The organism is Teretinema zuelzerae (assembly GCF_021021555.1).
GTDB classification, from domain to species: domain Bacteria; phylum Spirochaetota; class Spirochaetia; order Treponematales; family Treponemataceae; genus Teretinema; species Teretinema zuelzerae.
In genome coordinates this window covers 70,190-93,525 of sequence record NZ_JAINWA010000001.1, presented here as the reverse complement: position 1 = coordinate 93,525, position 23,336 = coordinate 70,190, and the positions used below count along the sequence as shown (strand labels likewise).

General features: G+C 43.0%; 28 protein-coding genes and 2 pseudogenes. 19 read left to right on the top strand and 11 right to left on the bottom strand.

Going from position 1 to position 23,336, the window contains the following annotated elements; all coding sequences use genetic code 11:
* Nucleotides 1-45: 45 nt before the first annotated feature.
* The 3 genes from gltA to gdhA all read right to left on the bottom strand — a co-directional run bounded on the left by gltA (nucleotide 46) and on the right by gdhA (nucleotide 3,954).
* Nucleotides 46-1,551 carry an NADPH-dependent glutamate synthase gene (gene gltA / locus K7J14_RS00455; RefSeq protein WP_230752086.1) on the bottom strand — a complete coding sequence of 502 codons (1,506 nt, stop codon included), beginning with the start codon at nucleotides 1,549-1,551 and terminating at the stop codon, nucleotides 46-48.
* Complete coding sequence (locus tag K7J14_RS00450; RefSeq protein ID WP_230752084.1) at nucleotides 1,551-2,432, bottom strand: sulfide/dihydroorotate dehydrogenase-like FAD/NAD-binding protein; 882 nt, start codon at nucleotides 2,430-2,432, stop codon at nucleotides 1,551-1,553. Before K7J14_RS00450 ends, gltA begins: the two co-directional genes overlap by 1 nt.
* 175 nt (nucleotides 2,433-2,607) lie before the next feature.
* Entirely contained in the window at nucleotides 2,608-3,954 is a 1,347-nt protein-coding gene (gene gdhA, locus K7J14_RS00445; protein ID WP_230752083.1) for an NADP-specific glutamate dehydrogenase, read from the bottom strand.
* Nucleotides 3,955-4,166: 212 nt separating this feature from the next.
* Between gdhA and K7J14_RS00440 the strand changes: the two genes are divergently transcribed.
* Nucleotides 4,167-4,397, top strand: a complete 231-nt coding sequence (locus tag K7J14_RS00440) for a hypothetical protein (RefSeq protein WP_230752082.1) — start codon at nucleotides 4,167-4,169, stop codon at nucleotides 4,395-4,397.
* Nucleotides 4,397-4,795 (top strand): type II toxin-antitoxin system tRNA(fMet)-specific endonuclease VapC, encoded by a 399-nt coding sequence (gene vapC, locus K7J14_RS00435; RefSeq protein WP_230752081.1) that lies wholly within the window; start codon nucleotides 4,397-4,399, stop codon nucleotides 4,793-4,795. Before K7J14_RS00440 ends, vapC begins: the two co-directional genes overlap by 1 nt.
* A 22-nt stretch (nucleotides 4,796-4,817) precedes the next feature.
* Here the strand turns inward: vapC and K7J14_RS00430 are convergent, their stop codons facing one another.
* Nucleotides 4,818-6,122 (bottom strand): mechanosensitive ion channel family protein, encoded by a 1,305-nt coding sequence (locus tag K7J14_RS00430; protein ID WP_230752080.1) that lies wholly within the window; start codon nucleotides 6,120-6,122, stop codon nucleotides 4,818-4,820.
* A gap of 106 nt (nucleotides 6,123-6,228) precedes the next feature.
* On the opposite strand from K7J14_RS00430, the gene K7J14_RS00425 reads away from it, so the two are divergent.
* Together K7J14_RS00425 and K7J14_RS00420 are read left to right on the top strand one after the other, a co-directional pair.
* Nucleotides 6,229-6,525, top strand: coding sequence for a nucleotidyltransferase domain-containing protein (locus K7J14_RS00425; protein WP_230752079.1), 297 nt, complete (start codon nucleotides 6,229-6,231; stop codon nucleotides 6,523-6,525).
* Nucleotides 6,522-6,992, top strand: coding sequence for a hypothetical protein (locus K7J14_RS00420; protein WP_230752078.1), 471 nt, complete (start codon nucleotides 6,522-6,524; stop codon nucleotides 6,990-6,992). Before K7J14_RS00425 ends, K7J14_RS00420 begins: the two co-directional genes overlap by 4 nt.
* A 30-nt stretch (nucleotides 6,993-7,022) precedes the next feature.
* Here K7J14_RS00420 and mazF read toward each other — a convergent pair whose 3' ends face one another.
* Both mazF and K7J14_RS00410 read right to left on the bottom strand, forming a co-directional pair.
* Complete coding sequence (mazF, locus tag K7J14_RS00415; protein WP_230752077.1) at nucleotides 7,023-7,358, bottom strand: endoribonuclease MazF; 336 nt, start codon at nucleotides 7,356-7,358, stop codon at nucleotides 7,023-7,025.
* A complete protein-coding gene (locus K7J14_RS00410) occupies nucleotides 7,352-7,585 on the bottom strand; it encodes an AbrB/MazE/SpoVT family DNA-binding domain-containing protein (RefSeq protein ID WP_230752075.1) in 234 nt (77 codons plus the stop codon). Before K7J14_RS00410 ends, mazF begins: the two co-directional genes overlap by 7 nt.
* A gap of 613 nt (nucleotides 7,586-8,198) precedes the next feature.
* Here K7J14_RS00410 and K7J14_RS00405 point away from each other — a divergent pair.
* The 6 genes and pseudogenes from K7J14_RS00405 to K7J14_RS00385 all read left to right on the top strand — a co-directional run bounded on the left by K7J14_RS00405 (nucleotide 8,199) and on the right by K7J14_RS00385 (nucleotide 9,703).
* Complete coding sequence (locus K7J14_RS00405; RefSeq protein WP_230752074.1) at nucleotides 8,199-8,381, top strand: type II toxin-antitoxin system RelE/ParE family toxin; 183 nt, start codon at nucleotides 8,199-8,201, stop codon at nucleotides 8,379-8,381.
* Between the two features lie 15 nt (nucleotides 8,382-8,396).
* On the top strand, nucleotides 8,397-8,714 hold the full coding sequence (locus tag K7J14_RS00400) for a helix-turn-helix domain-containing protein (protein WP_230752073.1): 318 nt from the start codon (nucleotides 8,397-8,399) through the stop codon (nucleotides 8,712-8,714).
* Nucleotides 8,711-8,860, top strand: coding sequence for a hypothetical protein (locus K7J14_RS00395; protein ID WP_230752072.1), 150 nt, complete (start codon nucleotides 8,711-8,713; stop codon nucleotides 8,858-8,860). Before K7J14_RS00400 ends, K7J14_RS00395 begins: the two co-directional genes overlap by 4 nt.
* Nucleotides 8,839-8,991 (top strand): annotated as a pseudogene (locus K7J14_RS16295) (hypothetical protein); the annotation flags it as partial. The gene K7J14_RS00395 and the pseudogene K7J14_RS16295, both read left to right, overlap by 22 nt.
* Entirely contained in the window at nucleotides 8,969-9,289 is a 321-nt protein-coding gene (locus tag K7J14_RS00390) for a BrnA antitoxin family protein (protein WP_230752071.1), read from the top strand. The pseudogene K7J14_RS16295 and the gene K7J14_RS00390, both read left to right, overlap by 23 nt.
* A gap of 195 nt (nucleotides 9,290-9,484) precedes the next feature.
* Nucleotides 9,485-9,703 carry a hypothetical protein gene (locus K7J14_RS00385; RefSeq protein WP_230752070.1) on the top strand — a complete coding sequence of 73 codons (219 nt, stop codon included), beginning with the start codon at nucleotides 9,485-9,487 and terminating at the stop codon, nucleotides 9,701-9,703.
* Between the two features lie 260 nt (nucleotides 9,704-9,963).
* Here K7J14_RS00385 and K7J14_RS00380 read toward each other — a convergent pair whose 3' ends face one another.
* Genes K7J14_RS00380 through K7J14_RS00360 form a run of 5 tightly spaced genes read right to left on the bottom strand, consistent with a single transcriptional unit; the run spans nucleotide 9,964 to nucleotide 12,370 of the window.
* Nucleotides 9,964-10,668, bottom strand: coding sequence for a DNA-binding domain-containing protein (locus K7J14_RS00380; protein ID WP_230752069.1), 705 nt, complete (start codon nucleotides 10,666-10,668; stop codon nucleotides 9,964-9,966).
* 10 nt (nucleotides 10,669-10,678) lie between these two features.
* Nucleotides 10,679-10,900: a hypothetical protein gene (locus tag K7J14_RS00375; RefSeq protein ID WP_230752068.1), complete on the bottom strand. Its 222-nt coding sequence runs from the start codon at nucleotides 10,898-10,900 to the stop codon at nucleotides 10,679-10,681.
* A complete protein-coding gene (locus K7J14_RS00370; protein ID WP_230752066.1) occupies nucleotides 10,897-11,457 on the bottom strand; it encodes an NlpC/P60 family protein in 561 nt (186 codons plus the stop codon). The genes K7J14_RS00375 and K7J14_RS00370 overlap by 4 nt, the downstream gene beginning before the upstream one ends.
* The gene (locus K7J14_RS00365) at nucleotides 11,457-11,684 is read right to left on the bottom strand and encodes a hypothetical protein (protein ID WP_230752065.1); all 228 of its coding nucleotides are present in this window, start codon (nucleotides 11,682-11,684) and stop codon (nucleotides 11,457-11,459) included. Before K7J14_RS00365 ends, K7J14_RS00370 begins: the two co-directional genes overlap by 1 nt.
* A 14-nt stretch (nucleotides 11,685-11,698) precedes the next feature.
* Entirely contained in the window at nucleotides 11,699-12,370 is a 672-nt protein-coding gene (locus K7J14_RS00360) for a helix-turn-helix transcriptional regulator (protein WP_230752064.1), read from the bottom strand.
* 777 nt (nucleotides 12,371-13,147) lie between these two features.
* Here K7J14_RS00360 and K7J14_RS00355 point away from each other — a divergent pair.
* The 9 genes and pseudogenes from K7J14_RS00355 to K7J14_RS16480 all read left to right on the top strand — a co-directional run.
* Nucleotides 13,148-14,599, top strand: coding sequence for an MATE family efflux transporter (locus K7J14_RS00355; protein ID WP_230752063.1), 1,452 nt, complete (start codon nucleotides 13,148-13,150; stop codon nucleotides 14,597-14,599).
* Nucleotides 14,596-15,657 (top strand): NAD-dependent epimerase/dehydratase family protein, encoded by a 1,062-nt coding sequence (locus tag K7J14_RS00350; RefSeq protein WP_230752062.1) that lies wholly within the window; start codon nucleotides 14,596-14,598, stop codon nucleotides 15,655-15,657. The genes K7J14_RS00355 and K7J14_RS00350 overlap by 4 nt, the downstream gene beginning before the upstream one ends.
* The gene (locus K7J14_RS00345; protein ID WP_230752061.1) at nucleotides 15,647-17,413 is read left to right on the top strand and encodes a thiamine pyrophosphate-binding protein; all 1,767 of its coding nucleotides are present in this window, start codon (nucleotides 15,647-15,649) and stop codon (nucleotides 17,411-17,413) included. Before K7J14_RS00350 ends, K7J14_RS00345 begins: the two co-directional genes overlap by 11 nt.
* Nucleotides 17,414-17,426: 13 nt before the next feature.
* On the top strand, nucleotides 17,427-18,512 hold the full coding sequence (locus K7J14_RS00340; RefSeq protein ID WP_230752060.1) for a polysaccharide pyruvyl transferase family protein: 1,086 nt from the start codon (nucleotides 17,427-17,429) through the stop codon (nucleotides 18,510-18,512).
* Nucleotides 18,513-18,788: 276 nt separating this feature from the next.
* The gene (locus K7J14_RS00335) at nucleotides 18,789-19,907 is read left to right on the top strand and encodes a hypothetical protein (protein ID WP_230752059.1); all 1,119 of its coding nucleotides are present in this window, start codon (nucleotides 18,789-18,791) and stop codon (nucleotides 19,905-19,907) included.
* Nucleotides 19,908-19,930: 23 nt separating this feature from the next.
* Nucleotides 19,931-21,055, top strand: coding sequence for a glycosyltransferase (locus K7J14_RS00330; RefSeq protein ID WP_230752058.1), 1,125 nt, complete (start codon nucleotides 19,931-19,933; stop codon nucleotides 21,053-21,055).
* Nucleotides 21,042-21,767 carry a WecB/TagA/CpsF family glycosyltransferase gene (locus K7J14_RS00325; protein WP_230752057.1) on the top strand — a complete coding sequence of 242 codons (726 nt, stop codon included), beginning with the start codon at nucleotides 21,042-21,044 and terminating at the stop codon, nucleotides 21,765-21,767. Before K7J14_RS00330 ends, K7J14_RS00325 begins: the two co-directional genes overlap by 14 nt.
* Before the next feature lie 4 nt (nucleotides 21,768-21,771).
* The gene (locus K7J14_RS00320; RefSeq protein WP_230752056.1) at nucleotides 21,772-22,311 is read left to right on the top strand and encodes an acyltransferase; all 540 of its coding nucleotides are present in this window, start codon (nucleotides 21,772-21,774) and stop codon (nucleotides 22,309-22,311) included.
* A 338-nt stretch (nucleotides 22,312-22,649) separates the two neighbouring features.
* Nucleotides 22,650-23,250: pseudogene (locus tag K7J14_RS16480) on the top strand (IS256 family transposase); the annotation flags it as partial.
* Between the last annotated feature and the right edge of the window lie 86 nt (nucleotides 23,251-23,336).

Sequence of the window (23,336 nt, the reverse complement as noted above, 5' to 3'; positions counted from 1 at the left end):
AGCGTCTGCTTTCAGGGGGTCTTTTTTATTCAATTTGCCTTACTGTCAATCGGCGGCGAGGTCGTCGTTGCCGGAGAGGTAGGCGTTGATCGAGGCGGCGGCTTTGCGGCCTTCGCCCATCGCGAGAATTACCGTAGCCGCGCCGAGCACGATGTCTCCGCCGGCCCACACCTTCTTGAGGCTGGTCTTCTGCTGGCTGTCCACCACGATGTTTCCCCGCTTCGTTACGTCCAGGCCTTCGGTGGTTTGCGCCATCAGCGGGTTGGATTCGTTGCCGAGCGCGATGATCACCGCGTCCACGGGAATCTCGTGTTCGGTGCCCGCTTTCGCCACGGGGCTCCGCCTGCCGGAAGCGTCAGGCTCGCCCAGCTCGTATTCCAGCACTTCCACGGCGCGCACGCGGCCGGTTTCGTCGCCCACGATTTTGGTGGGGTTCTTGAGGAATACGAACTCCACTCCCTCTTCCTCGGCATGCGTCACTTCTTCCGCCCGTGCGGGCATTTCGGAACGGGTTCTCCGGTAGATGCAGTACACCTTCTCGGCTCCGAGCCGGAAGGCCATGCGCGCGGCGTCCATGGCGACGTTTCCGCCGCCGACAACCGCCACCGTCTTCGCTTCGTAGAGCGGAGTATCCGCCTTCGCGGTATCGTAGGCCTTCATCAAATTCGATCTGGTTAAATATTCGTTCGCGCTGAACACGCCGATCAGGTTTTCGCCTTCGATTTCCATGAACTTAGGTAAACCCGCTCCCGTTCCGATGAACGCCGCGTCGTAGCCTTCGCGCTCCAAAAGGGCGTCGATCGTTTCAGTGCGGCCCACGAGGAAGTTCGTGCGGAAGGCGACTCCCATTGCTTTGAGTGTTTCCACTTCCTTGGCGACAATCGACTTGGGAAGGCGGAACTCGGGGATGCCGTAGACCATGACGCCGCCTGTTTTATGGAAGGCTTCGAACACGGTAACCTCATGGCCTTCCCGGCGCACGTCGGCGGCTACGGTAAGCCCGGCAGGACCTGAACCGATGACGGCGACCTTTTTTCCGGTAGGCGCGGAAACGGCGGGCGGCTTGATCAGCCCGTTATCCCGCTCCCAGTCCGCCACAAAGCGCTCAAGCCGGCCGATGGCGACCGATTTATCGATCGATTTAAGGGATTTTCCCAGCGTGCACTGACTCTGGCACTGCTTCTCCTGGGGACACACGCGACCGCAGATGGCCGGCAGCAGGTTCGCTATCTTTATGGTGGAAACCGCCTTCGCGTAGTCTCCGTCCTGGATGCAGGCGATAAACTCGGGGATGGGCACGCCGACGGGGCAGGCTGCCACGCAGGGCCGGTTTTTGCAGCCCAGGCAGCGAGCGGCTTCCACGCGGGCTTGCTCGTCGCTGTAGCCCAGCGCCACCTCGTCCATCACTCGCGCGCGTTCCTTCGGGTCGCGGCAGGGCATATCCTGGCTCGGTATCGCCATGCGGTCTTTGGGCGTCAGCGCCTTATCCTTCAGGCCGCTCCACAGAACGGCGGCTTCCGATTTCAATTGTTCGTATGTTTTTTCGCTCATTACGCCTGTACTCCCTCGGTCTTCGAATCAGGATCTCCCACCCGGTCCGCCTCCATTTCCATGTGGCACTTATGGTGGTCCGCTTCCTCGCGGTTTTTATACGATTTCATGCGCATCATCATGTTGTCGAAATCGACCAGATGGCCGTCGAATTCGGGCCCGTCGACGCAGACGAACTTCGTCTTTCCGCCCACGGTGACCCGGCAGCCGCCGCACATTCCCGTGCCGTCGATCATGATCGTATTAAGGGACACCACCGTGTGCACGCCGTAGGGCTTGGTCGTAAGCGCGCAGAACTTCATCATAACGGGCGGCCCGATCGCCACCGCTTCATTTGGAGGCGTCGCGCTCTCGCACAATTCCTTCAAGGGTTCGGTAACCAAACCTTTTCTGCCCCAGGAGCCGTCGTCGGTCACGACGATGAGCTCGTCGCTCGCCGCCTTCATTTCTTCTTCGAAGATGACCAGATCTTTGGTGCGCGCGCCGATGATGACGATCACCTTGTTCCCCGCCTCTTTATACGCTTTTACGATGGGGTAGAGGGGAGCGACTCCGATGCCGCCGCCCACGCAGACGACTGTTCCGACCTTGGCGATATGTGTAGGTCGGCCCAGGGGGCCCAAAATGGCCTCGATGGAGTCTCCGACGTTCTTCAGTGCAAGTTTATGAGTCGTAGCTCCTACCGTCTGGAACACTAATGCAATCCAGCCTTCTTCGGCGTTCGCGTCCGCGATGGTCAGGGGGATGCGCTCGCCGAAATCCGTATCGATCTGTACGAGCACGAACTGGCCGGCTTTTCTGTTCCGCGCGATTTCGGGAGCCGAGACCCGCAGGTAAAACACTTCAGCCGAAAACTGCTTTTTCTCTATTATCTTATGCATACAACATTCCCTCTCTGGAGCCCTATTTTACTGAAAAAAAACCGCCCGGTCATCCCGGGCGGGCAGGAAAACAGCCGAAAAACCGATTTTTTCGACGTTTTTCACATTTTTGTCACGCCCATTTGAGCGTCTTACACGGCATGACGACTTTTGAAGTCAAAGACTTCAAAAGTCGTTAGATGACCCCGTGAGCGATCATCGCGTTGGCGACCTTGAGGAAGCCGGCGATGTTCGCGCCCATCATGTAGTTGCCCTCGTTGCCGAACTGCCTGGAAGCGGCGTAGGCGTTGTCGTGGATATTCTTCATGATGCCCTGCAGCTTCTGGTCCACTTCGTCGCGGCTCCAGGAAAGGCGCATGGAGTTCTGGCTCATCTCGAGACCGGAAGTCGCAACGCCGCCGGCGTTCGCCGCCTTGCCGGGCGCGTACAGGATCTTGTTCTTCAGGAACACCTCGATGGCTTCCGGGGTGGAAGGCATGTTCGCGCCCTCGGACACCAGCTTGCAGCCGTTCTTCACGAGCTCTTCCGCCTCGGAGCCGGAAATCTCGTTCTGGGTGGCGCAGGGGAAGGCGCAATCGACCTTGACTCCCCAGGGGCGCTTGCCCTCGGTATAGGTCGCCTTCGGGAACTTCTTCACGTACTCGCTGATGCGGCCGCGCTTCACGTTCTTCAGATCCATCACGAAGGCGAGCTTTTCTGCGTCGATTCCGTCAGGATCATGGATGAAGCCGTTGGAGTCGGAAAGGGTGACCGCCTTCGCGCCCAGCTGGGTGAGCTTCTCTACGCAGTACTGCGCCACGTTTCCGGAACCGGAAACCGCGCACGTCTTGCCCTTGAAGCCCTCTCCCTTGACCGCGAGCATGTTGCTCGCGAAATACACCGCGCCGTATCCGGTCGCTTCGGGGCGGATGAGGGATCCGCCGTAGCTGAGTCCCTTGCCGGTGAGAACGCCGGTAAACTCGTTGGCAAGCCTCTTGTACTGGCCGAACATATATCCTATTTCGCGGGCTCCCACTCCGATATCTCCGGCGGGCACGTCGGTGTCCGCGCCGATATGGCGATAGAGCTCCGTCATCAAACTCTGACAGAAACGCATTACTTCGCCGTCGCTCTTGCCGCGCGGATCGAAGTCCGAACCGCCCTTGCCGCCGCCCATGGGGAGCGTGGTCAGGCTGTTCTTGAACACCTGCTCAAAGCCCAGAAATTTCAAAATTGAAAGATTTACGGAAGGATGGAAGCGGATTCCGCCCTTGTACGGGCCGATGGCGCTGTTGAACTGAACGCGGTAGCCGCGGTTCACCTGCACCTTGCCTGCGTCGTCCACCCAGGGAATGCGGAACATGATAACCCGCTCGGGCTCGACCATCCGCTCAAGAATCGAGTGCTTCTGAATCTCCGGCATCTGCACGACTACCGGCTCCAGGGTCTCGAGAACCTCGCTCACCGCCTGGAGAAACTCGCTCTCGTGCCCGTTTCTCGCCTTAACCTGCGCAAGAACTTCTTCAATGTACGCGTTAGCCATAAAAATACTCCTCATTGAGTAAAATAAGATTACGCCTTTGCAATCTCGCGCCGCCCTTGGCGCTTACAACTCTAGCAGACGCCATTGTAATATATATTTACATTTTTTGTATATATATACAGTCTGCAGTACGGCTGTATTTTCACAGCAAGTATAAGTATACTTGCTTTTTGGTTCTTATCATAATAGAATTAGTATACAAGGAGGATCGCATGCCGCAAATATCGCTATATATCGATGAATCGACCCTGAAAAAAGTCGAATACGCCGCTCAAAAGGAGCACGTATCCATTTCGAAATGGGTTGCCGAACAGATCCGCTCCCGCCTTGAGCCCTCGTATCCGCAGGATTTCGAGTCGCTGTTCGGTTCGATTTCGGATAGTTCCTGGGTTCGCCCCCAAGACGCGCCCTTTGCGGCGGACAGCTGGCGGGAAACGCTGTAATGTACTTTCTGGACACAAATACCTGCATTTATTTTCTGAACGGAAAATACGAGAATATTCGCGATAGACTATTGTCTCTCTCTCCTGCTGAAATACGCATTCCGGTGATTGTTAAGGCCGAATTGCTGCTCGGCGCGCATAAAAGCGTTAAAAGAAGGGAAAACCTGGAAAAAGCCGCTCAATTCCTCGAACCCTTCGATATTGTTCCGTTTACGGATTCCATGACCCTCCTCTATGCGGAAATACGAAGCGAAATCGAGCGGAAGGGCATGGGAATCGGCCCGAACGATGTCCTCATCGCGTCGATCGTACAATTCCATGAAGGCACTCTGATAACGAACAATGTTCGCGAATTCGAACGGGTTCCAGGCTTAAAAATCGAAAACTGGGCGATATGAAAGTCGGCTACGTATTGGTTAATTAGATCCCCTTCATCGCCTTTTCCATGTCCCAGCCGCTGGGGTTCTGAAATACGCGGAGGCCGAACTCTCCCATGACGGAAAGGAGGTGGTCCACGATGTCGGCGATGATGCCTTCGTACTGGACCCAGGCTTTCTCGCGGGAGAATACGTAGAGTTCCAGCGGGAGGCCGGTCGCTCCGGCTTCAAGGTAGCGGGCCATGCGCGTCATGCTCGGCTGAATGTCCGGGTGGGCGGTTATATAGGCTTCCGCGTACGCGCGGAAGGTGCCCAGATTCGTCAAATGGCGCCCGGCAACCCGGCCGTCTCCTTCGATGCCGCGCTCGGCGTTCCATGCCTGAATTTCCGCCTGCCGCCCGGCGAGCCAGGGGGCGAGCAGGGGAATGCGCGAAAGGCGCTCAACGTCTTCGTCCTCCAGGAATCGCACCGTCTTCATATCGATGTTGATCGTCCGCTTGATGCGCCTTCCGGGAGATTCCGCCATGGATCGCCAGTTTTTAAAGCTGTCGGAGGTGAGCGCGTAGATGGGAATGCTCGTTACGCTCAAGTCCCAGTTCCGCACCAGTATGGTTTGCAGCGTTATGTCGATCACGTCTCCGTCGGCCCCGTATTTGGGCATCTCGATCCAGTCGCCGATTCTGACGAGGTCGTTCGCGGTGAGCTGGATGCTGGATACGAAGCCCATGATGCTGTCCTTGAACACCAGCAAGAGGACGGCGCTCATCGCTCCGACCCCGCTCAGGAGCCCCACGGGAGAAATATTGAGGATTTCGGTCACCGCGATGATGGCGGTCAGTATCCAGATAAAGATTTTTACGAGCTGGAGGTAGCCCTTGATCGGCTTTTTCTTTGCCAGTTCGGGGTTTTTCGCCCGGTAGAGTTCGTTTACCGCGTCCAGAAAGGCCGCCGCCGCGCTTCCGAGCGCGAAGGCGATCCACGCGTCCGTGCAGCGGATCAAAAATGAGGCGAACCGCGCGTTCCCTGCGCTCCCTGCCGCCGCGAGCCCTCCTGCCGCGCCGGCAAGACCGGCGGGCGAGAGCACGGTCAAAAAGACTTTCGCCAACACCGGCAGCACAGCCTTTCCAAGCGCCGCAATCGTCCCCGAATCGTAGAGGATGTCGTCCCATTCCCCGTGCGTCTTTCTCACAGCCTTCTGCACGGCGGTTTTGAGTATTCCCTTGATTACCGCATTCAGTATGAACAGCGCCAAACCTAAAGCGGCAAGAATGATCGCCCACGCGGCGATTTCCTTCAAATAGCCGGATAGCGGTATCCGGTCGAACAAATTGAGAAAAAAAGCGTTCATGACTATTATTATACCGCAACGAACCGGATTTGTGAAATTCAGTCCCTGATCTTGCTTCCGGCGGTATAGCTGGGGTATCCTTTACGGTAAGGAGAATTCCCCGACCATGCGTCTTTCAGAAAACGACCGACAGGCTATAAAGGAAACGTGCGTTACGTACTTTGGTACGGACGAGGTGTATTTGTTCGGCAGCCGTGTTAACGATTCGGCTTCCGGCGGCGATATTGATCTTTTTATCGTGCCGCAGGCTGGAGAATCAGCAGAGGCGTTGTTCCAACGAAAGGTGCAGTTTCTGGTTTCGCTCAAACAACGGATCGGCGACCAGAAGATCGATGTAGTTCTTGCCGGGGATCAAAGCCGCGCGATCGAGCGCGAAGCTCGAATAAAAGGAATACGCTTATGACGGACCAGGTGATGCTTCAAGCTGTGCTGGAAAAACTAGCCGAATGCGAAAAACACGAGAACCGTATGCTCACAGCCGCCGAACGCTTGTCTCATCGGTTTCCTCTCACGGTAGAATCATTCGGCAGCCTCGACGAGGTTGATTCGAGCTTTGTAGACCAAATGGTGTATCGTTTTTCAAAGCTGCAGGACACGCTCGGCGAAAAGGTTTTTCCCGGAATTCTCAAGCTCGGCAGGGAAGAAGTGAAAGGAAGAACCTTTCTGGATGTTCTCCACCGTATGGAGGAGCTTCAGATAGTCGACTCAGATACATGGCTTTCCCTACGGGAATTACGAAACGAAATCGCTCACGAGTACTCGAACGAGGTCGATAAAACCGTCCTGGCCCTGAATATTGTATTCGGAAAGCTCTCCCTCCTCGCAGATATCCGCCGCCGCGCCGCCGCCTTCGTAGCAGAACGGTTTTGATCTTGAGCAGACATTCTGCGCAATTTTTTTTTACTCTATCAGCAACTCAATTTTCTCGATAATTTCTTCGATAATATCTTTATTACTTTCTTCAATATATTCAATATTCCTTTCTGTCCAATCCAGGCTTTTTATTTGATCGCTTAATACGCATCCAGTTATTTTTTTTCCAACAATTTTCACCTCAAACGGATACCCTTTTTCTTTGCTCGTGATTGGACAAAATAATGCTAACCCGATTTTTTGGTTATATGCCTTTTTTGATAACACTATTGCAGGTCTTCGTCCTCTTTGTTCATGCCCCGATTGAGGAGTATAATCTAGCCAAACAATATCGCCCTTTTCCGGAGTATAGTTTTTTACCATTCTTCTTTCCCTACAGAACCGCCGGTTTCAATCGAAGAATGCATATTCTCTTTTGTTACCAGTGAGAGTAATTCATCTAACGATTGTTTTTGGGGAACGATAACCAGTCTCCCCTGGTCTTCGATAATATCAACTGAACTTCCATTTTTAAGCTCGAATTCTCTTGCAAATACAGCAGGAATTCTGATTCCAAGGCTATTTCCCCACTTCTGGACTACAGTTTGCATGCTAACCTCCAGAAATAATATATACTTTGTATATACCTTTGTCAAATCTACATTGTATATACATACCAATGATTTCTATTATGGGCACCTCTAAATACGATATTGGTTCGTTCTGACCGGATTAACCTCTAGCCCGACAAAATCACCATATTTAAGGGTGTGCGTCGGCTTTTATCAATACAGATATTAGATATCAATAAACAGTGTTACTAAGGGTTTTAAATGGTGAATAATGCGGAGGTCGAGATCGGGAGCATGAGGGAGGAGACTCAGGCGAGTTCCGAACGAGATTTCAGCTTTGAATGAATTAAAATACCTTCTTCGTGAACAAGGAATAGAGTAAGCTGGTGTAAAAATCTAGTTCACTGTTTCAGTGTCTGGTATTGCCTTCGATTATTGTGCGACTATCAGCTTACACGCTGTGTGTAAGCATCGGTCAGGCGTTTCCGCTTTTTGGGTGACAAAAAGGGCGGGAACATCCTAATGTTGGTTAACCACAATCAGCAAAATCATGGGAACTCATTGCACATTTCATTATACACGATAATATTACCTTGACGTAATATTACCTGCAGGTTATAATCGATATTTTAAGGGTAGCAAGTATTCGAATTTGAAGGAATTACGTGTGCAGGCTCAAGGTAGAAAATATCGAATTGCTTTTCTTTTTACCGGAGAGCGCGTATGTCTCCTGCTAACCGGCGATGTAAAAGGCGGTTCAGAAGACAAACGGTTCTACAAAAAGCTGATTAGTGAAGCTGAAACGTTATACGAGCAATATCTGGCTTCAAGCTGATTATAGGAGGATGATATGGCGATTGTCAAAGACGCGATGAAAGCGATGGAAAGTACAATGACTGAGGAGTCCATCTCCCGTTCGAACGAAATATACGAGAAGGAACTTTTACTTATAAATCTTGCCGAACTCCGTGAGAAATATAACGTAAAACAATCAGAGATTAAAGGTTTTTCGCAGCCCGCTGTGTCTCGCATAGAAGGCCGTACCGACATCAAACTTTCTACTCTTATTAAGTATTTATCGCAATTAGATCTTGATATGGAAATAAAAGTTCGCCCCCGGAATCCAAAAAATAACGGACCGAAAGAGGTTTTACTTTTTCATACATGAATTGTAACGTCGCGGTTAAGGTGCGCAACACTGCCGGTCTGGCGCTTCCCCTGGATTCAGGCTATACGTCTTCGCTGATCCATTCGCGGTTACCCGTCGCGATGACTTCGAGAGCGAGGATCGCCAGCAAATCATCGGGCGGATAAACGGCGTGTTGATGGCGTTGGTCGTCTTTACAATCCGGAAAGGCGAAACCGAAGAAACGATACGGATAAACTCCGCCCGAAAGGCAACTCAGGCGGAAAGGAGGCTCTATGAAGAAGGTAACTGGTTTTAAGCCCATGGACGAAGCGGCAAAGAAGCGGATCGAGGCGCTCGCGAATCTTCCCGATTCCGAGGTCGATACCAGCGATATCCCCGAATGGACTAAGGACGACTTCGCCCGAGCGATTCCCTTTCATAGCCTCTACAAGCCGCGAAAAGAGCAGATAACCGCCCGTATCGATGCCGATGTGATCGCCTGGCTCAAGAGCTTCGGGAAGGGGTACCAGACGCTCATGAACGAGCTATTGCGGAAAGAAATGATGGAGTCGCAGGGCAAGCCGGGAAAGAACGTTTTATCGACTAAGGGTTAGTCCTCGGTCTCGGCGGCCTTACAGTATGGCTTGGAACGTCTCTTGCCGTCCTCTTCGATTCCGCGATAACAGATATGCGAAGCGACGGCACCCCGCGAGGCCGTTGTCAATAGAGAGCGGAACGATAAAGCGGTTTTACGTATGTATGCCCGGGGTGATGGGGTGATACATTCTTGATGATGTTGTATAATACATATGGATACATTGATTATCGGTACCGCTCGGTATGATTCGTGCCAAAAAATTTTTTCTGCCGCCGGAGAATTTGCTGTTCGGCAGTCTCTCGCTGCCGGTTTACCTCTTACTTATGTTTCCGGTACTGAAATCATCAAGGAATTTACTGATGGTTCAAAGGTTGTGTTGGGTTCAGTTGAGCCTTCTGTCATTTTGAAGAAAAAGACATTCAAGATGTAGTAATGGCTTGTTCGATTAAAAGATTGCGGATTTTTCCGGTCCTGTACAGAGTAAGAATGTGCCTCCCTGGTTTGATAAATATATAATTCAAAAAATTTGATTTTTTTATAACCCGAATGAATAACATCCTCTTTTTTCCCGCTGCAAAATGAAAAAAAGACCAGTGCACATCGATCCGTTTTCCACTGGACAAATAAAAAAAGACCACTGATAAACGATTCGTTTATCAGTGGTCCGCGGCTTAAAGTCCAGTGGTCTTTTTACGCTACTTCAATGGTTTTTTCGTAGTAGCCGCTTTTACTTTTTTTCCCGTTTGGCTTGGTAACGGCGACTACTTTCCAGGTGCCGCTCGGGAGATCTGCGGGCAGCACGGCGATGAGTTTGCTCGGGGCAATGTCCGGGTAGACGGGGCAGCGCAGGCTCGAGCTCTCGTTTTCGATAAAGAGGCCGCATTCAGGGTCTGCGGAGTCGAATTTGAGGCGGCGGCCGACGACGCGGAGGGTGTCTCCCGCGTGGGCGCTTTCTCCCGGTTCCCGGGCGACTACGGAGAGGCTGTCGATTACGGCGGTTGTTACGTCGAAGGTTTCCACCCGTTCCCAGCGTGCCTGGCTTTTCATCTTCGCTTCTACGGTTTTATTGGTGCGAAAATGCAGCGTTATTTCGTGATCGAGATCGCCGATGCCGGGGGTAAATGCCTGGGCTTTGGTTTCAAGCCGTCCGCTCGCGCTGAGGTAGAATGATCCCACCGGGGTTTTTACGTGTTTCCCGTCGGACACGAGCTTGATGAGCTCTTCCTGCAGGAGGTGGAGGCAGCCGATAATGTCCGGCTTGGAGAGGGTGGTGCGGCCTGCGGCCATGATGTCAACGAGTTCGTCCACCTCCACGATGTCCGAATTGGCACTGCGCACCAGGTAGGGCTGGAGGCAGGTTTTCAGGTAATTGGTTACGGAAGCGATTTGCAGCATAGAAACTCCTTTAGATAGTTTTGTGGATTTGACCGAGGGCCTTCAGGCCCACGATCCCGAAAAGTATGGTTACCAGTACGGCGAACCATGCCCATTCTCCGATGCGTCCGGTAACAAGAAGCCATGTCGCCAGGTACAGGCAGCAGGGCTTGAAACCGATGAGTTTCGCGGGGAGGGCGAGCGCCCGCTTCGCGATATTCTCCACGCTTTCGCCGATATAGGACTCCCTCATGCCGGCTCTCCTTCAAAGTAAGGGTAGAATTCGGGGTCGAATTCCTTTGCGAGCTGTACGGGATACGCGAAGCGCTCCCATGCCCGGCGGCTCAGTCCCCGCGCGACCATGTCGTAGCCGTAGCGGTCGTATACACGCTTGAGATCGCTGATTTCGCGGAGGCGTCCTTCAGGCTCGCTCATGTTCACGGCGATTCCTTCGGCGACGATGCCGGCAACGTGGTGTATGCCGCCAGCGGGTTTGAGTATCCCTCCTTCATGTTTCTCCTTGCGGGAGATGAAGAAGAGGGCCGAGATTCCGCGGATCGCGGGCCCCTGCACGGTAAACACGGTGCGGTAGAGGCTTTCTGCCGTCATGCGCCGGGCGAGTCCCGTGGCTGCGGCGAGCGCGAAGCACACGGCTCCTGAGCAATCCGCTCCTTCGGGCACTTCGCTGCCCCAACGGTAGGGGGTTCCGACAAAGCCGAGCAGGGCGGCCTCCCATCGTTCCTTTTCATCGCTTTGTTCGAACCGCTTCTTGCCGGTTTCTGCAAGCTTGTGCCAGTTAAGCGCGCTCACTAGCGGCCTCCCTGCCCGACGATCAGGTTCGCGATATTCCCCGCGCAGGCGATGGCGGCGATGCATACGGCCACGACCGATACGCGGTAACCGCCGGCTCGTTCGCGGCTGTGGTCGATCGATGAGAGGCGGGCAAGCGTTTGGCGCTTGAACTCCCGCATCTCTCCCATAAACTCGCGCAGTTCCGCGAGCGGACCGCCGATCAGGGCTGGTCTTTCATTTCTCATGTACGTCTCCTTTTTTATCCGATTTCTTCCGTTTCGGGGCTCCGGATTACCTCGAACGGCGAAACGAGATTCATCATAACGGCCGCGGCAAAGAGGCCTGCCTGGCTTTCGGTTTTCATTTTTTCGTTGCAGCGGGCGCGGTGGGTGGAGACTGTTTTCTCCGTTATGCCCAGTTCCCCGCCGGTTTCCTTGCGCGTTTTTCCCAAAAAATGGCACCGTAATACGGTGTGTTGGCGCGCGGAGAGGCCGTTTGAACGCACAAGAATGTCCCTTTCCGCGCGTTGGCCGAGAGCACAGATGTGTTCCGGGTACCAGGGGCGGCCAAGGGCGACGCTCGCACAGAGGCGCTCAAGTTCTGTTTGAGTGTTCAGGTTGCACAGAAGGTACGAAGCCCCGCTTTTTTTGCATCTAAGCGCCACGGAGGCGGATACGGGAAACTCGGAGTAGCACGCATGGCGGCTTTCAGGATGGAGTTCGATCAGCCGCGCAAGGTGTTCCTCTATCTCTATCCCGAGGCAAAAGATTGAGTATACGATCCAGTCGATGTTTTCTCCCCGGGGAGAAGCGAAGAACTCTTCCAGCGTTTCGATGTTTTCAATCGAATCGGCTTTGAACACCGAATCAAGAAACCGTTCCGTTACCAACCGCCGCATGCCGGTAAAGCCGACCATCACCATTTTTGTCATACAAAACTCCTTTGTTTTTTTGTGTTCGGCCATTAATTCAGGAGAAATTTCCTGTTTTGGCCCCATCCGTTTGTAGGGTTTTTCCTTACAAGAGGCATCTTCTGTGTAGGTATTTTCCGTACAACGGGTGTCCGCTATAGTATGACACGGGATTTTTTGGTGTTGTTTACGGAATTTGGGGAGAAAAGCGGTTGTTTTGCGGGTATCCGATTTTACTCAATACCCGTTCCAGGTATCTCCGATTCTATTGCTCCGGAGGGTAAAAATAGTGTAACATCGGCGTTGATTGTTTTGTTATCCTGGAAGCGTCCTTTTACATCCCCCTGGTTTTCCCGGAGCCTGTTTCGGCGGCCCGGTCAAAAAACCCGGAGGAATTTGTTCCTCACCCCGCCTATGCGCAGGCTTTCTTTTTTGCCCGTTTTTCTTTTTAGAAAGCGAGCGAAAAAGGCCTTTTTGTTCTTTTCAGGGGAGGGGGACCACCTCTTCCGGGGCTCTGCAGGGTAATTTGCACCGGTTACGGCGGCGAACTTCCCGCGGTTCCCCCTGGCTCCAAAGCCGCACCTCGGCTTTTCCGCCACCCCTTTGAGGGCATAATCTCCCTATCTTTATTTATACCTCTAGATATATGCAAAATTGATAATGTTCCTGGGTTGAATCCTTTCTATTCATATTACTCATAATCCAATCATAAAAAAGCAGGCTTAAATGTCCGAAGTGTCCAATAGTAAACGTATCGCGAAGAACACACTCATGTTGTATTTTCGGCAAATTCTCATCATGTTGGTGAGTCTCTATACAGTTCGCGTTGTTCTCGAGGTATTGGGTGCGGAAGATTATGGTATTTATAATGTTGTAGCAGGCGTTGTTACTATGTTCAGCTTTTTAAGCGGAGCAATGGCGACTGCGAGCCAAAGATATTTTAGTTTTAATATAGGTAGGCAAAACTACGAACAGCTAGAGAAAACATTTAGTGTTACTCTCACTATTTATATTCTTCTTATATTTGTGATCGTAGTTGTAGCTGAATCTTTTGGATTATGGTTTATATATAATAAACTTGTAATACCAGATAATAGAATATTAGCTGCGAAATGGGTCTATCACTTTAGTATATTAAGTTTTGCGATAACTTTGATCACAACGCCGTACATGTCAAGTATAATCGCTCATGAAAATATGAATGTATATGCATATGTAAGTATTATTGAAGTCTCTTTAAAATTATTCATCGTTTTTATATTAAAGAAACTACCTTTTGATAAATTAAGTATGTATGGTGTACTTCTTTTTGTTGTTGGATTCATAAATACTTCAATTTATCGGGGATATTGTAAAAAACATTACGTAGAGTGTAAATTTAAACTTGGTTGGGATAAGGAATTATTTAAAGAGATATCAAATTTTACAGGGTGGTCCATATTTGGTGCATTTAGTACAGTTGCACGAAATCAAGCTATCACTATTCTTATAAATCAGTTTTTTAATCCAATAATTGTGGCATCTCGGGCAATTTCTTCTCAAGTAAGCTACGCATTAACAGTTTTTTCTGCAAATTTCAATACAAGTTTATATGCACCAATTGTTAAAGAATATGCTCTTGATAATAAAACAAAAATGTATTCACTAATATTTAACGGATGTAAAATTACATTTATCTTAATGTGGTTTTTTGCTCTTCCATTATGTTTAAGAATGGAATATGTATTAACAATCTGGCTCAATCGACTGCCGGAGTACGTCGTGTTTTTTACTATTCTTTCTGTTATTGAGGTGTTGATTAATTCAATCAGTTTGCCAATCACTACTGCAGCCAGAGCGCCAGGAAAAATGAAAGAATATGAGCTCGTTCTTGGGTCTCTTCAATTGTTAATTTTTATTGTATCGTTTATTTGGATAAAATACTTTGATGGAACAGCTGAAATAGTTTTTTATAGTGCCATCCTAATAAATCTAATTATGTTTATCGTTCGGTTATACATAGTGAATTTACTAATAACTCTCCCAATAAGAAAATTTATGATCGAAGTACTAATTCCTGTATTAGTTGTTGTTTTGTTTTCTGGTTTGCCGGCATACTTTATCAATAGGATTTTCCCCCAAAATTTCTCTTCATTGCTTTTGATTACTATTATTACTTCTTTGTCTTCATTAATTCTTTTCTTTTTAGTAGGACTTACAAGAGATCAGAAATTAGTTCTTATTCACAAAATTAAGGCAAAAATAACTTGAAAGCACTGATATTAGGCGGTACCGGTGCAATTGGACAACATTTAGTCAATATTTTATCTCAGAGTAATATTGAAACTTTTGTTACTTCTAGAAAAAGTAGAGAGTCATTTGGTACCGTTAAGTTTATACAAGGAAATGCCCAAGAAGATGAGTTCTTGATCAGCTTACTTAATCAAAAATTTGATATGATAGTTGATTTCATGGTTTACTCGACAATAGACTTTTCTAAAAAGATTAATCTTCTTTTACAAAACACCAATCAGTACGTTTATATTAGTAGTTCTCGTGTGTATGCCAAATCCAATGTAGTGTTAACAGAAAATTCTCCCAGGCTTCTGGATGTATGTGAAGATAAAAAATATCTATCAACTGAAGAATATGCATTGATAAAAGCTCGTCAAGAAGATATTTTGTTCAACAATAAACGAATTAATTGGACGATAGTACGCCCATACATAACGTATAGCAATAATCGATTACAATTTGGCTTATTAGAAAAAGAAGGTTGGCTTTACAGGGCTTTATATGGACATAAAGTCGTATTTCCCGTTGATTTATTTGAGAAGAAGACAACTTTAACACATGGTTATGATGTAGCCCGAGGTGTTTTTTCAATTTTAGGACAAGAATCCGCTTTATCAAATGCCTTTCATATTACAAATGATATATCAATAACTTGGTCGGATGTCTGGAATTGCTATAAACAAACTATACTACATTTAACTAGTAAAGATCCCGAAATATTTTTATGCGGAATAAAAGAATTTGAAAAGGCGCATAAAGGGTTTTATCAACTTCATTATGATAGAATGTATGATCGATTATTTTCTAATGAAAAAATTAAAAAATATATTGATACTAGTGGATTTATTCATCCTGCAGAGGGTTTAAATACATGTTTATCAGATTTTTTAAGCAATTTACCTATCGGAGAATCTTTGATAAGTTATGGTTCTGAGGGCTCGAAAGACAGAATTTCAAAGGAGTATTGGAATTTTTCGGATATTCGAAGTCTGAAAAATATATTTAAGTATACAATTCGTAGAATTGGTTTATGATGTGAGGGAAAAAATGACACATGGATATACAGATGAAAAAGCTATTCAGGTTCTAATTTCTTTATTGAAAGCACATGGTATAAGAAAAGTAATCGCCTCTCCAGGTGCTACAAATGTTTCTTTTATTGGAAGTATTCAGTATGATCCTTTTTTTACTATATTTTCATGTGTTGATGAAAGATCTGCAGCATACATGGCATGTGGGTTAGCGGCTGAATCAGATGAACCTGTTGTATTGAGTTGTACTGGGGCTACTGCATCAAGAAATTATTTGCCCGCTTTGACTGAAGCGTATTATCGCAAGCTGCCTATTTTAGCTATTACCTCTACCCAACTTTATTCTAGAATTGGTCATCATATAGCGCAAGTTATTGATAGAACTCAATTGCCTAAAGATTCTGTAAAACTTAGTGTGCATTTACCAATAGTGAAGGATGATGATGATAATTGGGATTGTGAAATAAAAATAAACAAGGCAATTCTAGAATTATCAAGAAACGGTGGTGGTCCGGTCCATATAAACTTACCTACTACTTACAGCAAGAATTATGATGTCAAAGAATTGCCCGAAGTTCGTGTAATTCGTCGCTATACTGCATCTAATGAATTGCCTCCTTTGCCTAAAGGAAAAATCGGCGTGTTTGTTGGATCGCATAAAGTTTTTTCCGAGAAAGAAACAAAAGTTCTCGATAATTTTTGTGCTGCGAATGATGCAGTAGTATTTTGTGATCATTCGAGCAATTACTATGGGAAATATAGAGTTCTATTTTGTTTGGTTGCTGCTCAGCAAAATTTTATTGATTTAAATAATCGACCAGATTTACTAATTCATATTGGGGAAATAACTGGAGATTATTATACATTAGGTTTTTCCGGAAAAGTAGTTTGGCGTGTAAGTGAAGATGGTGAGATACGAGACACGATGCATAGGTTGCAAAATGTATTTGAAATACCTGAAATAAGTTTTTTTAAATACTATACTGAAGAAGGTCAAATAAATAATAAGAAAACATATTACGAAGCATGTTTAAATCAAATAGCTTTAACTAATAGTAAGATTCCGGATCTTCCGTTCTCTAATATATGGATCGCCTCAGAAACTGCCCATATAATACCAAAGAATTCAACGATTCATTTTGGCATACTTAACAGTTTGCGTTCTTGGAATTTTTTTGAATTGCCAGATTCTGTAACATCTTCTTCTAATGTAGGAGGTTTCGGAATTGATGGCGGTATGTCATCTTTATTAGGAGCTTCATTAGTTAATCAAAATCGACTTTATTATTGCGTTATTGGTGACCTTGCTTTTTTTTATGATTTAAATTCGCTTGGGAATAGACATGTTGGTAATAATGTGAGGATTCTACTGGTAAATAATGGCAAAGGCACGGAATTTAGACAATTCAATCACGCAGGAAATCAATTTGCAGATGATACAGATAAATATATTGCCGCCGCTGGACACTTTGGTAATAAATCAAATGTTTTGGTAAAGCATTTTGCAGAAGATCTTGGATATCTATATCTACAAGCCTCTAATAAAGAAGAATTTGCATCTGTGATTGATACATTTACTTCACCTGAAATAAAACGATCAATGATACTTGAGGTCTTTACTACCAATCAAGATGAAAGTGATGCCTTGGAAATAATGATGTCACTTGAAACCAATATTCAGGGTAAGGCAAAACAATTCGCTAAAAAAGTATTCAATCAAAATACGATCAATACTATTAAGAAAATAATCGATAAATAATTACAGGAATACTATGAAAATTGGTGTTATGACATTCTGGTGGTCAGAAGATAATTATGGGCAACTTCTACAATGCTTTGCATTGCAAAAATATTTAATTGAAAGTGGCCATGATGCATTTTTGATAAGGTATGACCCAAGAAATGATTATAAAAAAGATAAATTTCGAGTATTTAAGATTTTAAACCCGAAATTAGTTTTTTTTAAAATTACAAGTTTTCTTTTCTCTAAAAAGAAAACAAATCGACAATTTAATACATTTCGAAGTGATTTCATTAAATCTACTAACGTATTGTATCATCACTATAAAGAACTTGTTGAACATCCTCCGATTGCGGATATGTATATCACAGGGAGTGATCAAGTTTGGAATTTCCCTGATAGCTATGTTAGATATGAAAACTTAATTAATGCTTATTTTCTAAATTTTGGTGCATCTGATATAAAGCGAATATCATTTGCAGCAAGCTTTTCTCGACAAAAAATTGGTAAGAGTCTGCAAGCATATATTAAACCGTTATTAAGTAAATTTGATTATGTGACCGTAAGAGAAATAGAAGGTTTGTCATTATGTAGATCTTTAGGGTGTAATAACGCAAAACTGATCCTAGATCCTACATTCTTAATTAATTCAAATCAGTATCCAATAACAGAGAAAAAAGATAGTAATTTAAAATATATATTTGTTTATTTACTTGGTTCAAAATGTTATTATCCAAAAACGCAAATTGAACAATTTGCATCAGAGAATCACTTGGGTATTAAATATGTATATAGCCAAGGCAATATGAATAAAGGTATTGAAGCCTCAATTCATGAATGGATCAGCCTGATATGTAACTCTGAATATGTTATAACAAATTCATTTCATGGTACAGTTTTTGCAATATTATTCAATAAAAAATTCGTTTCATTACCATTAAGTAGTTTTTTCAAAGAAGCTAACACACGTTTAAATACACTTCTATCTTTCTTTCAATTAGAAGACTCGAAATACCAAGATGATATTAAAGTGTGCGTTAATTATGAAATAAACTGGAATAGTGTAAATGAAAAAATTATTAAATATCGAGATAGTATTAGTTATCTGTTTTATTAGATAGATATATCTCTAAGCAAGCTTAATAATATGCCAAGAAAGATCTATATAGCATTGTTTTTCTCATTAAACTTATATCTTTTATTATCATTAGTTATAAATTTATTGACTTTTAGTCGAATTCAGGATTATTCATTTATATATATAAATCTTGTATTCTTTTCATTATGTACTATTAGTTTTTATATATGTTTCTATAAACCTTTTTTTTATAAAACAATTTCTATTATAATATGCTTTCAACTATTAAGTACAATTCTTCTATTTGCATACAATGTGTATTGCGTTCAGAACATTCTTGGTTATGATGCTAATGATTCTTTGTTTTATTATAATATAGCAGTAAAAAATAGAAATAATACAATATTAGGTCTTATAAATGATTTAAAATCATATAAAAGAACAAGTTCGTTTTCTGATTGGGGATACCCCATAATCCAACATTTTTTCTTCAGTATTAGAAAGATATCAAATGAATTTGCTTTTTTTTTATTATGTGTTACTGCTGCTTTGTTTCATTCATTCTCGTCTGTTTTAATTTATAAAATATCAAAACACTATACTTCTAATGAGCTTTCTCAGATTATTAGTGCTTTTTGGGGTGTAAATGCTGCATCTGTATATTTTAATGTAAGTGGATTAAAAGAAACTTATTTTGTTTTTTTTGTATTGTTATCAATTTATTCTTTATTAAATCTTCAATTTTACCGTTTCAACTTTAAAAATACTTTACTATTTATTTTTAGTACCATTATTTTATTTTTTTTTCGCATATATATAGCTTTGTTTGTATTATTTGTATTCTTATTACTATTTTGTTTTAGAAAATTATTTTATAAATATTTTTCAATTCTATTAATATCTTCATTCATAATTGCATTTACTGGTTTGTCTCTTTTTTATAGATTTCTTCCAGAGTTAGCATATGTTGAAGGTGTAAGAAATGCTCAATTATCAAAATCCTTTGGAACAAATATATTTATATCAAATATTATGAATTTCATCTTTGCATGGATAAGTCCAATTCCTGCGTTTTCATATTCAAATAAAGCGGTTAATTTGCTAGTAGCCTCATATAGTTCAATAAAAATATTTATTTCTTTTTCAGCTATCTATTATATATTTTTTTCTTTGCAAAGGAAAAATTATAAGTACTATTCATTAATTGCTTTTTATTCTTTAAATGTTTTATTATTAATAATAAGTGGCGTTTCTTTAGATTTTAGATTTGGTTATCCTACTTCTTTTGTAGCCTTTGTTTTAGGTGTAATCGGTCTGGATCATTTTTTTGTTAGTAGTAAAATAAAGCTTGGATTATTTACTATTAGCCCTTCCCGTATAATTTACGCAATACTTATTTTATGTTTATTTTTAACATTAGGTTATAATTTATGAAAATATCAATATATACATTTCATATGAATGCAGGTGGTGCTGAAAGAGTTATTGCAAATGTAGCTAATATTTTATCTTGCAATCATCAAATAACTCTTAAAGTATTATATAAGAATAAAATGGGTTCATTTTATACAATCTCGAATAATATAGCTATTAAATATATTACTAATGTTGAGCCTCCATTAAAAGATGAAATATCTTATAATATTAGATTATCAAACTTTATTAAATTACTGAAATTGTATTTATATTATATAAAAGTATTAATTCAAAAATACTTAAAATCTATTTTATATATAATTAAGGAAGACTCCGATATTATCATTTCAGATCGTATTTTCTTCTCAAAATTATTTTCCTGCTTTGCTCCTCAAAAGGTCATTAAGATTGGACAGGAACATAATCATCATAATGATGATATACGATACATAAAAAAAGTAATAAAGGCCTGTAGGAATATTGATTATTTAATGCCTGCTTCACAATCTTTATCTGATTATTATTCTAAAATAATATTGAAGACCAAAATAAAATATATACCACATTCATTAAGTTATTTTCCAAGTAATAGAGCGTCTTTGATTAATAAACAATTTCTTACTGTGGGTAGACTTGTTCAAGGAAAAGGTGTCGATGACCTCATTGATTTATTTTATGTAATTACACAGATTGATAATGAATGTAAATTAGTAATAATTGGTGATGGTCCTGATAAAAAACGGTTGCTAGAAAAAGTAGATTTTTATAAGTTAAAAGAACACATTATTTTTACTGGTAATCTAGATTATCAAAAAGTGTGTGATTATTATTTTAGCTCGAGCCTTTATCTATCATGTTCATGGACAGAATCGTTTGGCTTAACATTCCTGGAGGCTGCTTCATTCGGTCTCCCTTCAATATGTTATGATTCAGCACAAGGGGCTTCTGAAATTATTCGTGATTCAGTTGATGGATTTCTAATACCAAATAGAAATCAGAGTGAATATATAAGCAAAGTATTATTGTTACTAAATAATTATGATTTAAGGGTTTCTTTTGGGTGTCAGGCATATAATAAAGCAAATAACTATACAGAAGATAAAGTGAAACTAATGTGGTATGATTTTATTAAAGAATTGGAGTGTAAATTAAATGATATTTTGTAATATAGAGTTTAATATCTATAATAAACTAGAATTACTTAAAGAAGAAAAAAAATTGAAATTTATTATTACTGCTAATGCTGATATAATTCAAAAGGCAAATTCGGATCCTGTTTTATTTAATATATTGCATAATAATTATGTAACTTTCGATGGACAAATACCGCTATTGTTGGCTCGTCTATTTAATCCCAAAATTGAGTTTTATAAACTCTCTGGATCAGATATGATTTATGATTTCTGCCAGCTAGCGAACGAAAAAAAATATAAAATATTTCTGCTTGGAGGATTAGAAAAAAGTAATTTCTTATCTCAACAGAAATTGAGAAGTGATTATTTAATTGAAATTTCTGGTTATTCACCACAATTTGAAAAATATCCATTTTTGGATGAAACAAACGAAAAAATACTTTCTGAACTAACAAATTTTCCTCCGGACATACTTTTTGTTGGCTTTGGTGCACCGAAACAAGAGTTATGGATAAATGATAATATTGATTTTTTGAGTCAGCTAGGTGTGAAATATGTTATAGGGATAGGTGGGACATTCGAGTTTACATCAGGTTCTATCAAGCGTGCTCCTGTTTTTATTTCAAAATTTGGCCTAGAAGGCATCTATCGATTTGCAAAGCAACCTAATCTTATGCGATTTTTTAGGCTAATAGATAGTCTTAAATTTTTTAAGTATGTATTCATAAAACCAAGATTTGAATAGCTTTATGAGAAATTATTTGTTGCAACTAAATTTTATTATTCTTGCCCTTATAAACCTTTCCTTTCGTTTTTGTTTTTTATTTTCTTTAAAAAGATTGCTTTTATATTGTATTGGCATAAAGACCGGAAAACAAACTGCGATTCATGGTATAAAAATATTTGCACTAGGAAAAATGAAGATCGGTAGAAACTGTTCAATCAATAGTGGTGTATATTTAGATAATCGCCGAAGAATTACTATTGGTAATAATGTAAATATTTCACATGATTCAAAGATATATACACTGGGACATGATTATAATAGTCCGGATTTTGCTACAAAAGGTAAAGAAGTAATTATTGAGGATAATGTTGTGATATTCTCAAATGTATTAATAATGCCTGGAGTAACGATACACGAAGGTGCAGTTGTTTTACCGGGTGCTGTAGTAACCAAAGATGTTGAAGAATTCAGTGTAGTTGGTGGTAATCCTGCTCGATTTATTAATCACCGTCAAAAAAATATAAGTTATAGTTTAGATTATAGATATTGGTTTGCTTTATAAAAACTATTACTTTGTTTTTATGTTATCACTAATTTTATTAAATTAAAATTATTAAACTTTCATGATTCATAAGCTCTGGAGTTAGTATTAACAACCTATTTCATATTATGGGCACCTCTAAAAACTACTGTTTCTAGCGTGTCTCCGTCATTTTCAATCCGAGTTTCATAAACCAAGGGCATTGAAGATGATTCCAAACCTTTTTCTTTATCCATGATTACCGGTTTTTCAACCAGCAATCAGAAAAGGGCAGACCGCCCCTATCATCCTTGTGTTACTAAGAATCGATAACGACTCATATTGTAGGTTAGGTTCCCTCTGCGTCAATTTTTTGGGTAAAAAAGGAAGTTCTCGGTTTTTGGATTGTGGAAACAAAAAGCGCGAATTTCTGAATGTATGTCCTGAACGAGTTGAAAAACCGTGGAGTAGAAGACGTTCTAATTGTCTGTACTGATGGCTTAACTAGCTTTCCAGACCCGATTCGGGCAGTGTACCCCAACTTTCGTATACAACTTTGTATCGTCCACATGGTTCGTAACTCAACAAAAAATCGAATCGTACAAAGATCTTAAAATCATTTGCGCGGATCTGAAAGCATTTTATACAGTGCCTTCGGAGAAAGCGGTCCGCGCGAGATTGAGATATTTCGGCGCAAAATCGAATGACCGGTACCCGATGATTTATCGATCCCGGTCGACTCGTTGGAAAGATCTCAACGAATTTTTTAACTATCCACCGGAAATTCGTAAGGCGATTTACACAACGAACGCGATTAAATCACTTAATTTTCAACTACGGAAAGTTACGAAAAACTGATCGTCATTCTCGAATGATGATGTTATACTCAAGATCATGTATTTAGCAATCCGGAACGCATCAGTAAAATGGACGATACCGATTTGTGATGGAGGAATGGCGCTAAACCAATTCGTCATCTAATTTGGCGATCGAGTTCCATTCAATTAGAAATGCCATTTACACAAAATATTTTACAGGGTCAGATAGACTATTGAATGTCAACATCG

Excerpts from the sequence above, each read along its gene's own strand:
- gltA (WP_230752086.1), bottom strand. The coding sequence starts at position 1,551 with ATGAGCGAAAAAACATACGAACAATTGAAATCGGAAGCCGCCGTTCTG.
- K7J14_RS00450 (WP_230752084.1), bottom strand. The coding sequence starts at position 2,432 with ATGCATAAGATAATAGAGAAAAAGCAGTTTTCGGCTGAAGTGTTTTAC.
- gdhA (WP_230752083.1), bottom strand. The coding sequence starts at position 3,954 with ATGGCTAACGCGTACATTGAAGAAGTTCTTGCGCAGGTTAAGGCGAGA.
- K7J14_RS00440 (WP_230752082.1), top strand. The coding sequence starts at position 4,167 with ATGCCGCAAATATCGCTATATATCGATGAATCGACCCTGAAAAAAGTC.
- vapC (WP_230752081.1), top strand. The coding sequence starts at position 4,397 with ATGTACTTTCTGGACACAAATACCTGCATTTATTTTCTGAACGGAAAA.
- K7J14_RS00430 (WP_230752080.1), bottom strand. The coding sequence starts at position 6,122 with ATGAACGCTTTTTTTCTCAATTTGTTCGACCGGATACCGCTATCCGGC.
- K7J14_RS00425 (WP_230752079.1), top strand. The coding sequence starts at position 6,229 with ATGCGTCTTTCAGAAAACGACCGACAGGCTATAAAGGAAACGTGCGTT.
- K7J14_RS00420 (WP_230752078.1), top strand. The coding sequence starts at position 6,522 with ATGACGGACCAGGTGATGCTTCAAGCTGTGCTGGAAAAACTAGCCGAA.
- mazF (WP_230752077.1), bottom strand. The coding sequence starts at position 7,358 with ATGGTAAAAAACTATACTCCGGAAAAGGGCGATATTGTTTGGCTAGAT.
- K7J14_RS00410 (WP_230752075.1), bottom strand. The coding sequence starts at position 7,585 with ATGCAAACTGTAGTCCAGAAGTGGGGAAATAGCCTTGGAATCAGAATT.
- K7J14_RS00400 (WP_230752073.1), top strand. The coding sequence starts at position 8,397 with ATGGCGATTGTCAAAGACGCGATGAAAGCGATGGAAAGTACAATGACT.
- K7J14_RS00395 (WP_230752072.1), top strand. The coding sequence starts at position 8,711 with ATGAATTGTAACGTCGCGGTTAAGGTGCGCAACACTGCCGGTCTGGCG.
- K7J14_RS00390 (WP_230752071.1), top strand. The coding sequence starts at position 8,969 with ATGAAGAAGGTAACTGGTTTTAAGCCCATGGACGAAGCGGCAAAGAAG.
- K7J14_RS00385 (WP_230752070.1), top strand. The coding sequence starts at position 9,485 with ATGGATACATTGATTATCGGTACCGCTCGGTATGATTCGTGCCAAAAA.
- K7J14_RS00380 (WP_230752069.1), bottom strand. The coding sequence starts at position 10,668 with ATGCTGCAAATCGCTTCCGTAACCAATTACCTGAAAACCTGCCTCCAG.
- K7J14_RS00375 (WP_230752068.1), bottom strand. The coding sequence starts at position 10,900 with ATGAGGGAGTCCTATATCGGCGAAAGCGTGGAGAATATCGCGAAGCGG.
- K7J14_RS00365 (WP_230752065.1), bottom strand. The coding sequence starts at position 11,684 with ATGAGAAATGAAAGACCAGCCCTGATCGGCGGTCCGCTCGCGGAACTG.
- K7J14_RS00360 (WP_230752064.1), bottom strand. The coding sequence starts at position 12,370 with ATGACAAAAATGGTGATGGTCGGCTTTACCGGCATGCGGCGGTTGGTA.
- K7J14_RS00355 (WP_230752063.1), top strand. The coding sequence starts at position 13,148 with ATGTTGGTGAGTCTCTATACAGTTCGCGTTGTTCTCGAGGTATTGGGT.
- K7J14_RS00340 (WP_230752060.1), top strand. The coding sequence starts at position 17,427 with ATGAAAATTGGTGTTATGACATTCTGGTGGTCAGAAGATAATTATGGG.
- K7J14_RS00330 (WP_230752058.1), top strand. The coding sequence starts at position 19,931 with ATGAATGCAGGTGGTGCTGAAAGAGTTATTGCAAATGTAGCTAATATT.
- K7J14_RS00325 (WP_230752057.1), top strand. The coding sequence starts at position 21,042 with ATGATATTTTGTAATATAGAGTTTAATATCTATAATAAACTAGAATTA.
- K7J14_RS00320 (WP_230752056.1), top strand. The coding sequence starts at position 21,772 with ATGAGAAATTATTTGTTGCAACTAAATTTTATTATTCTTGCCCTTATA.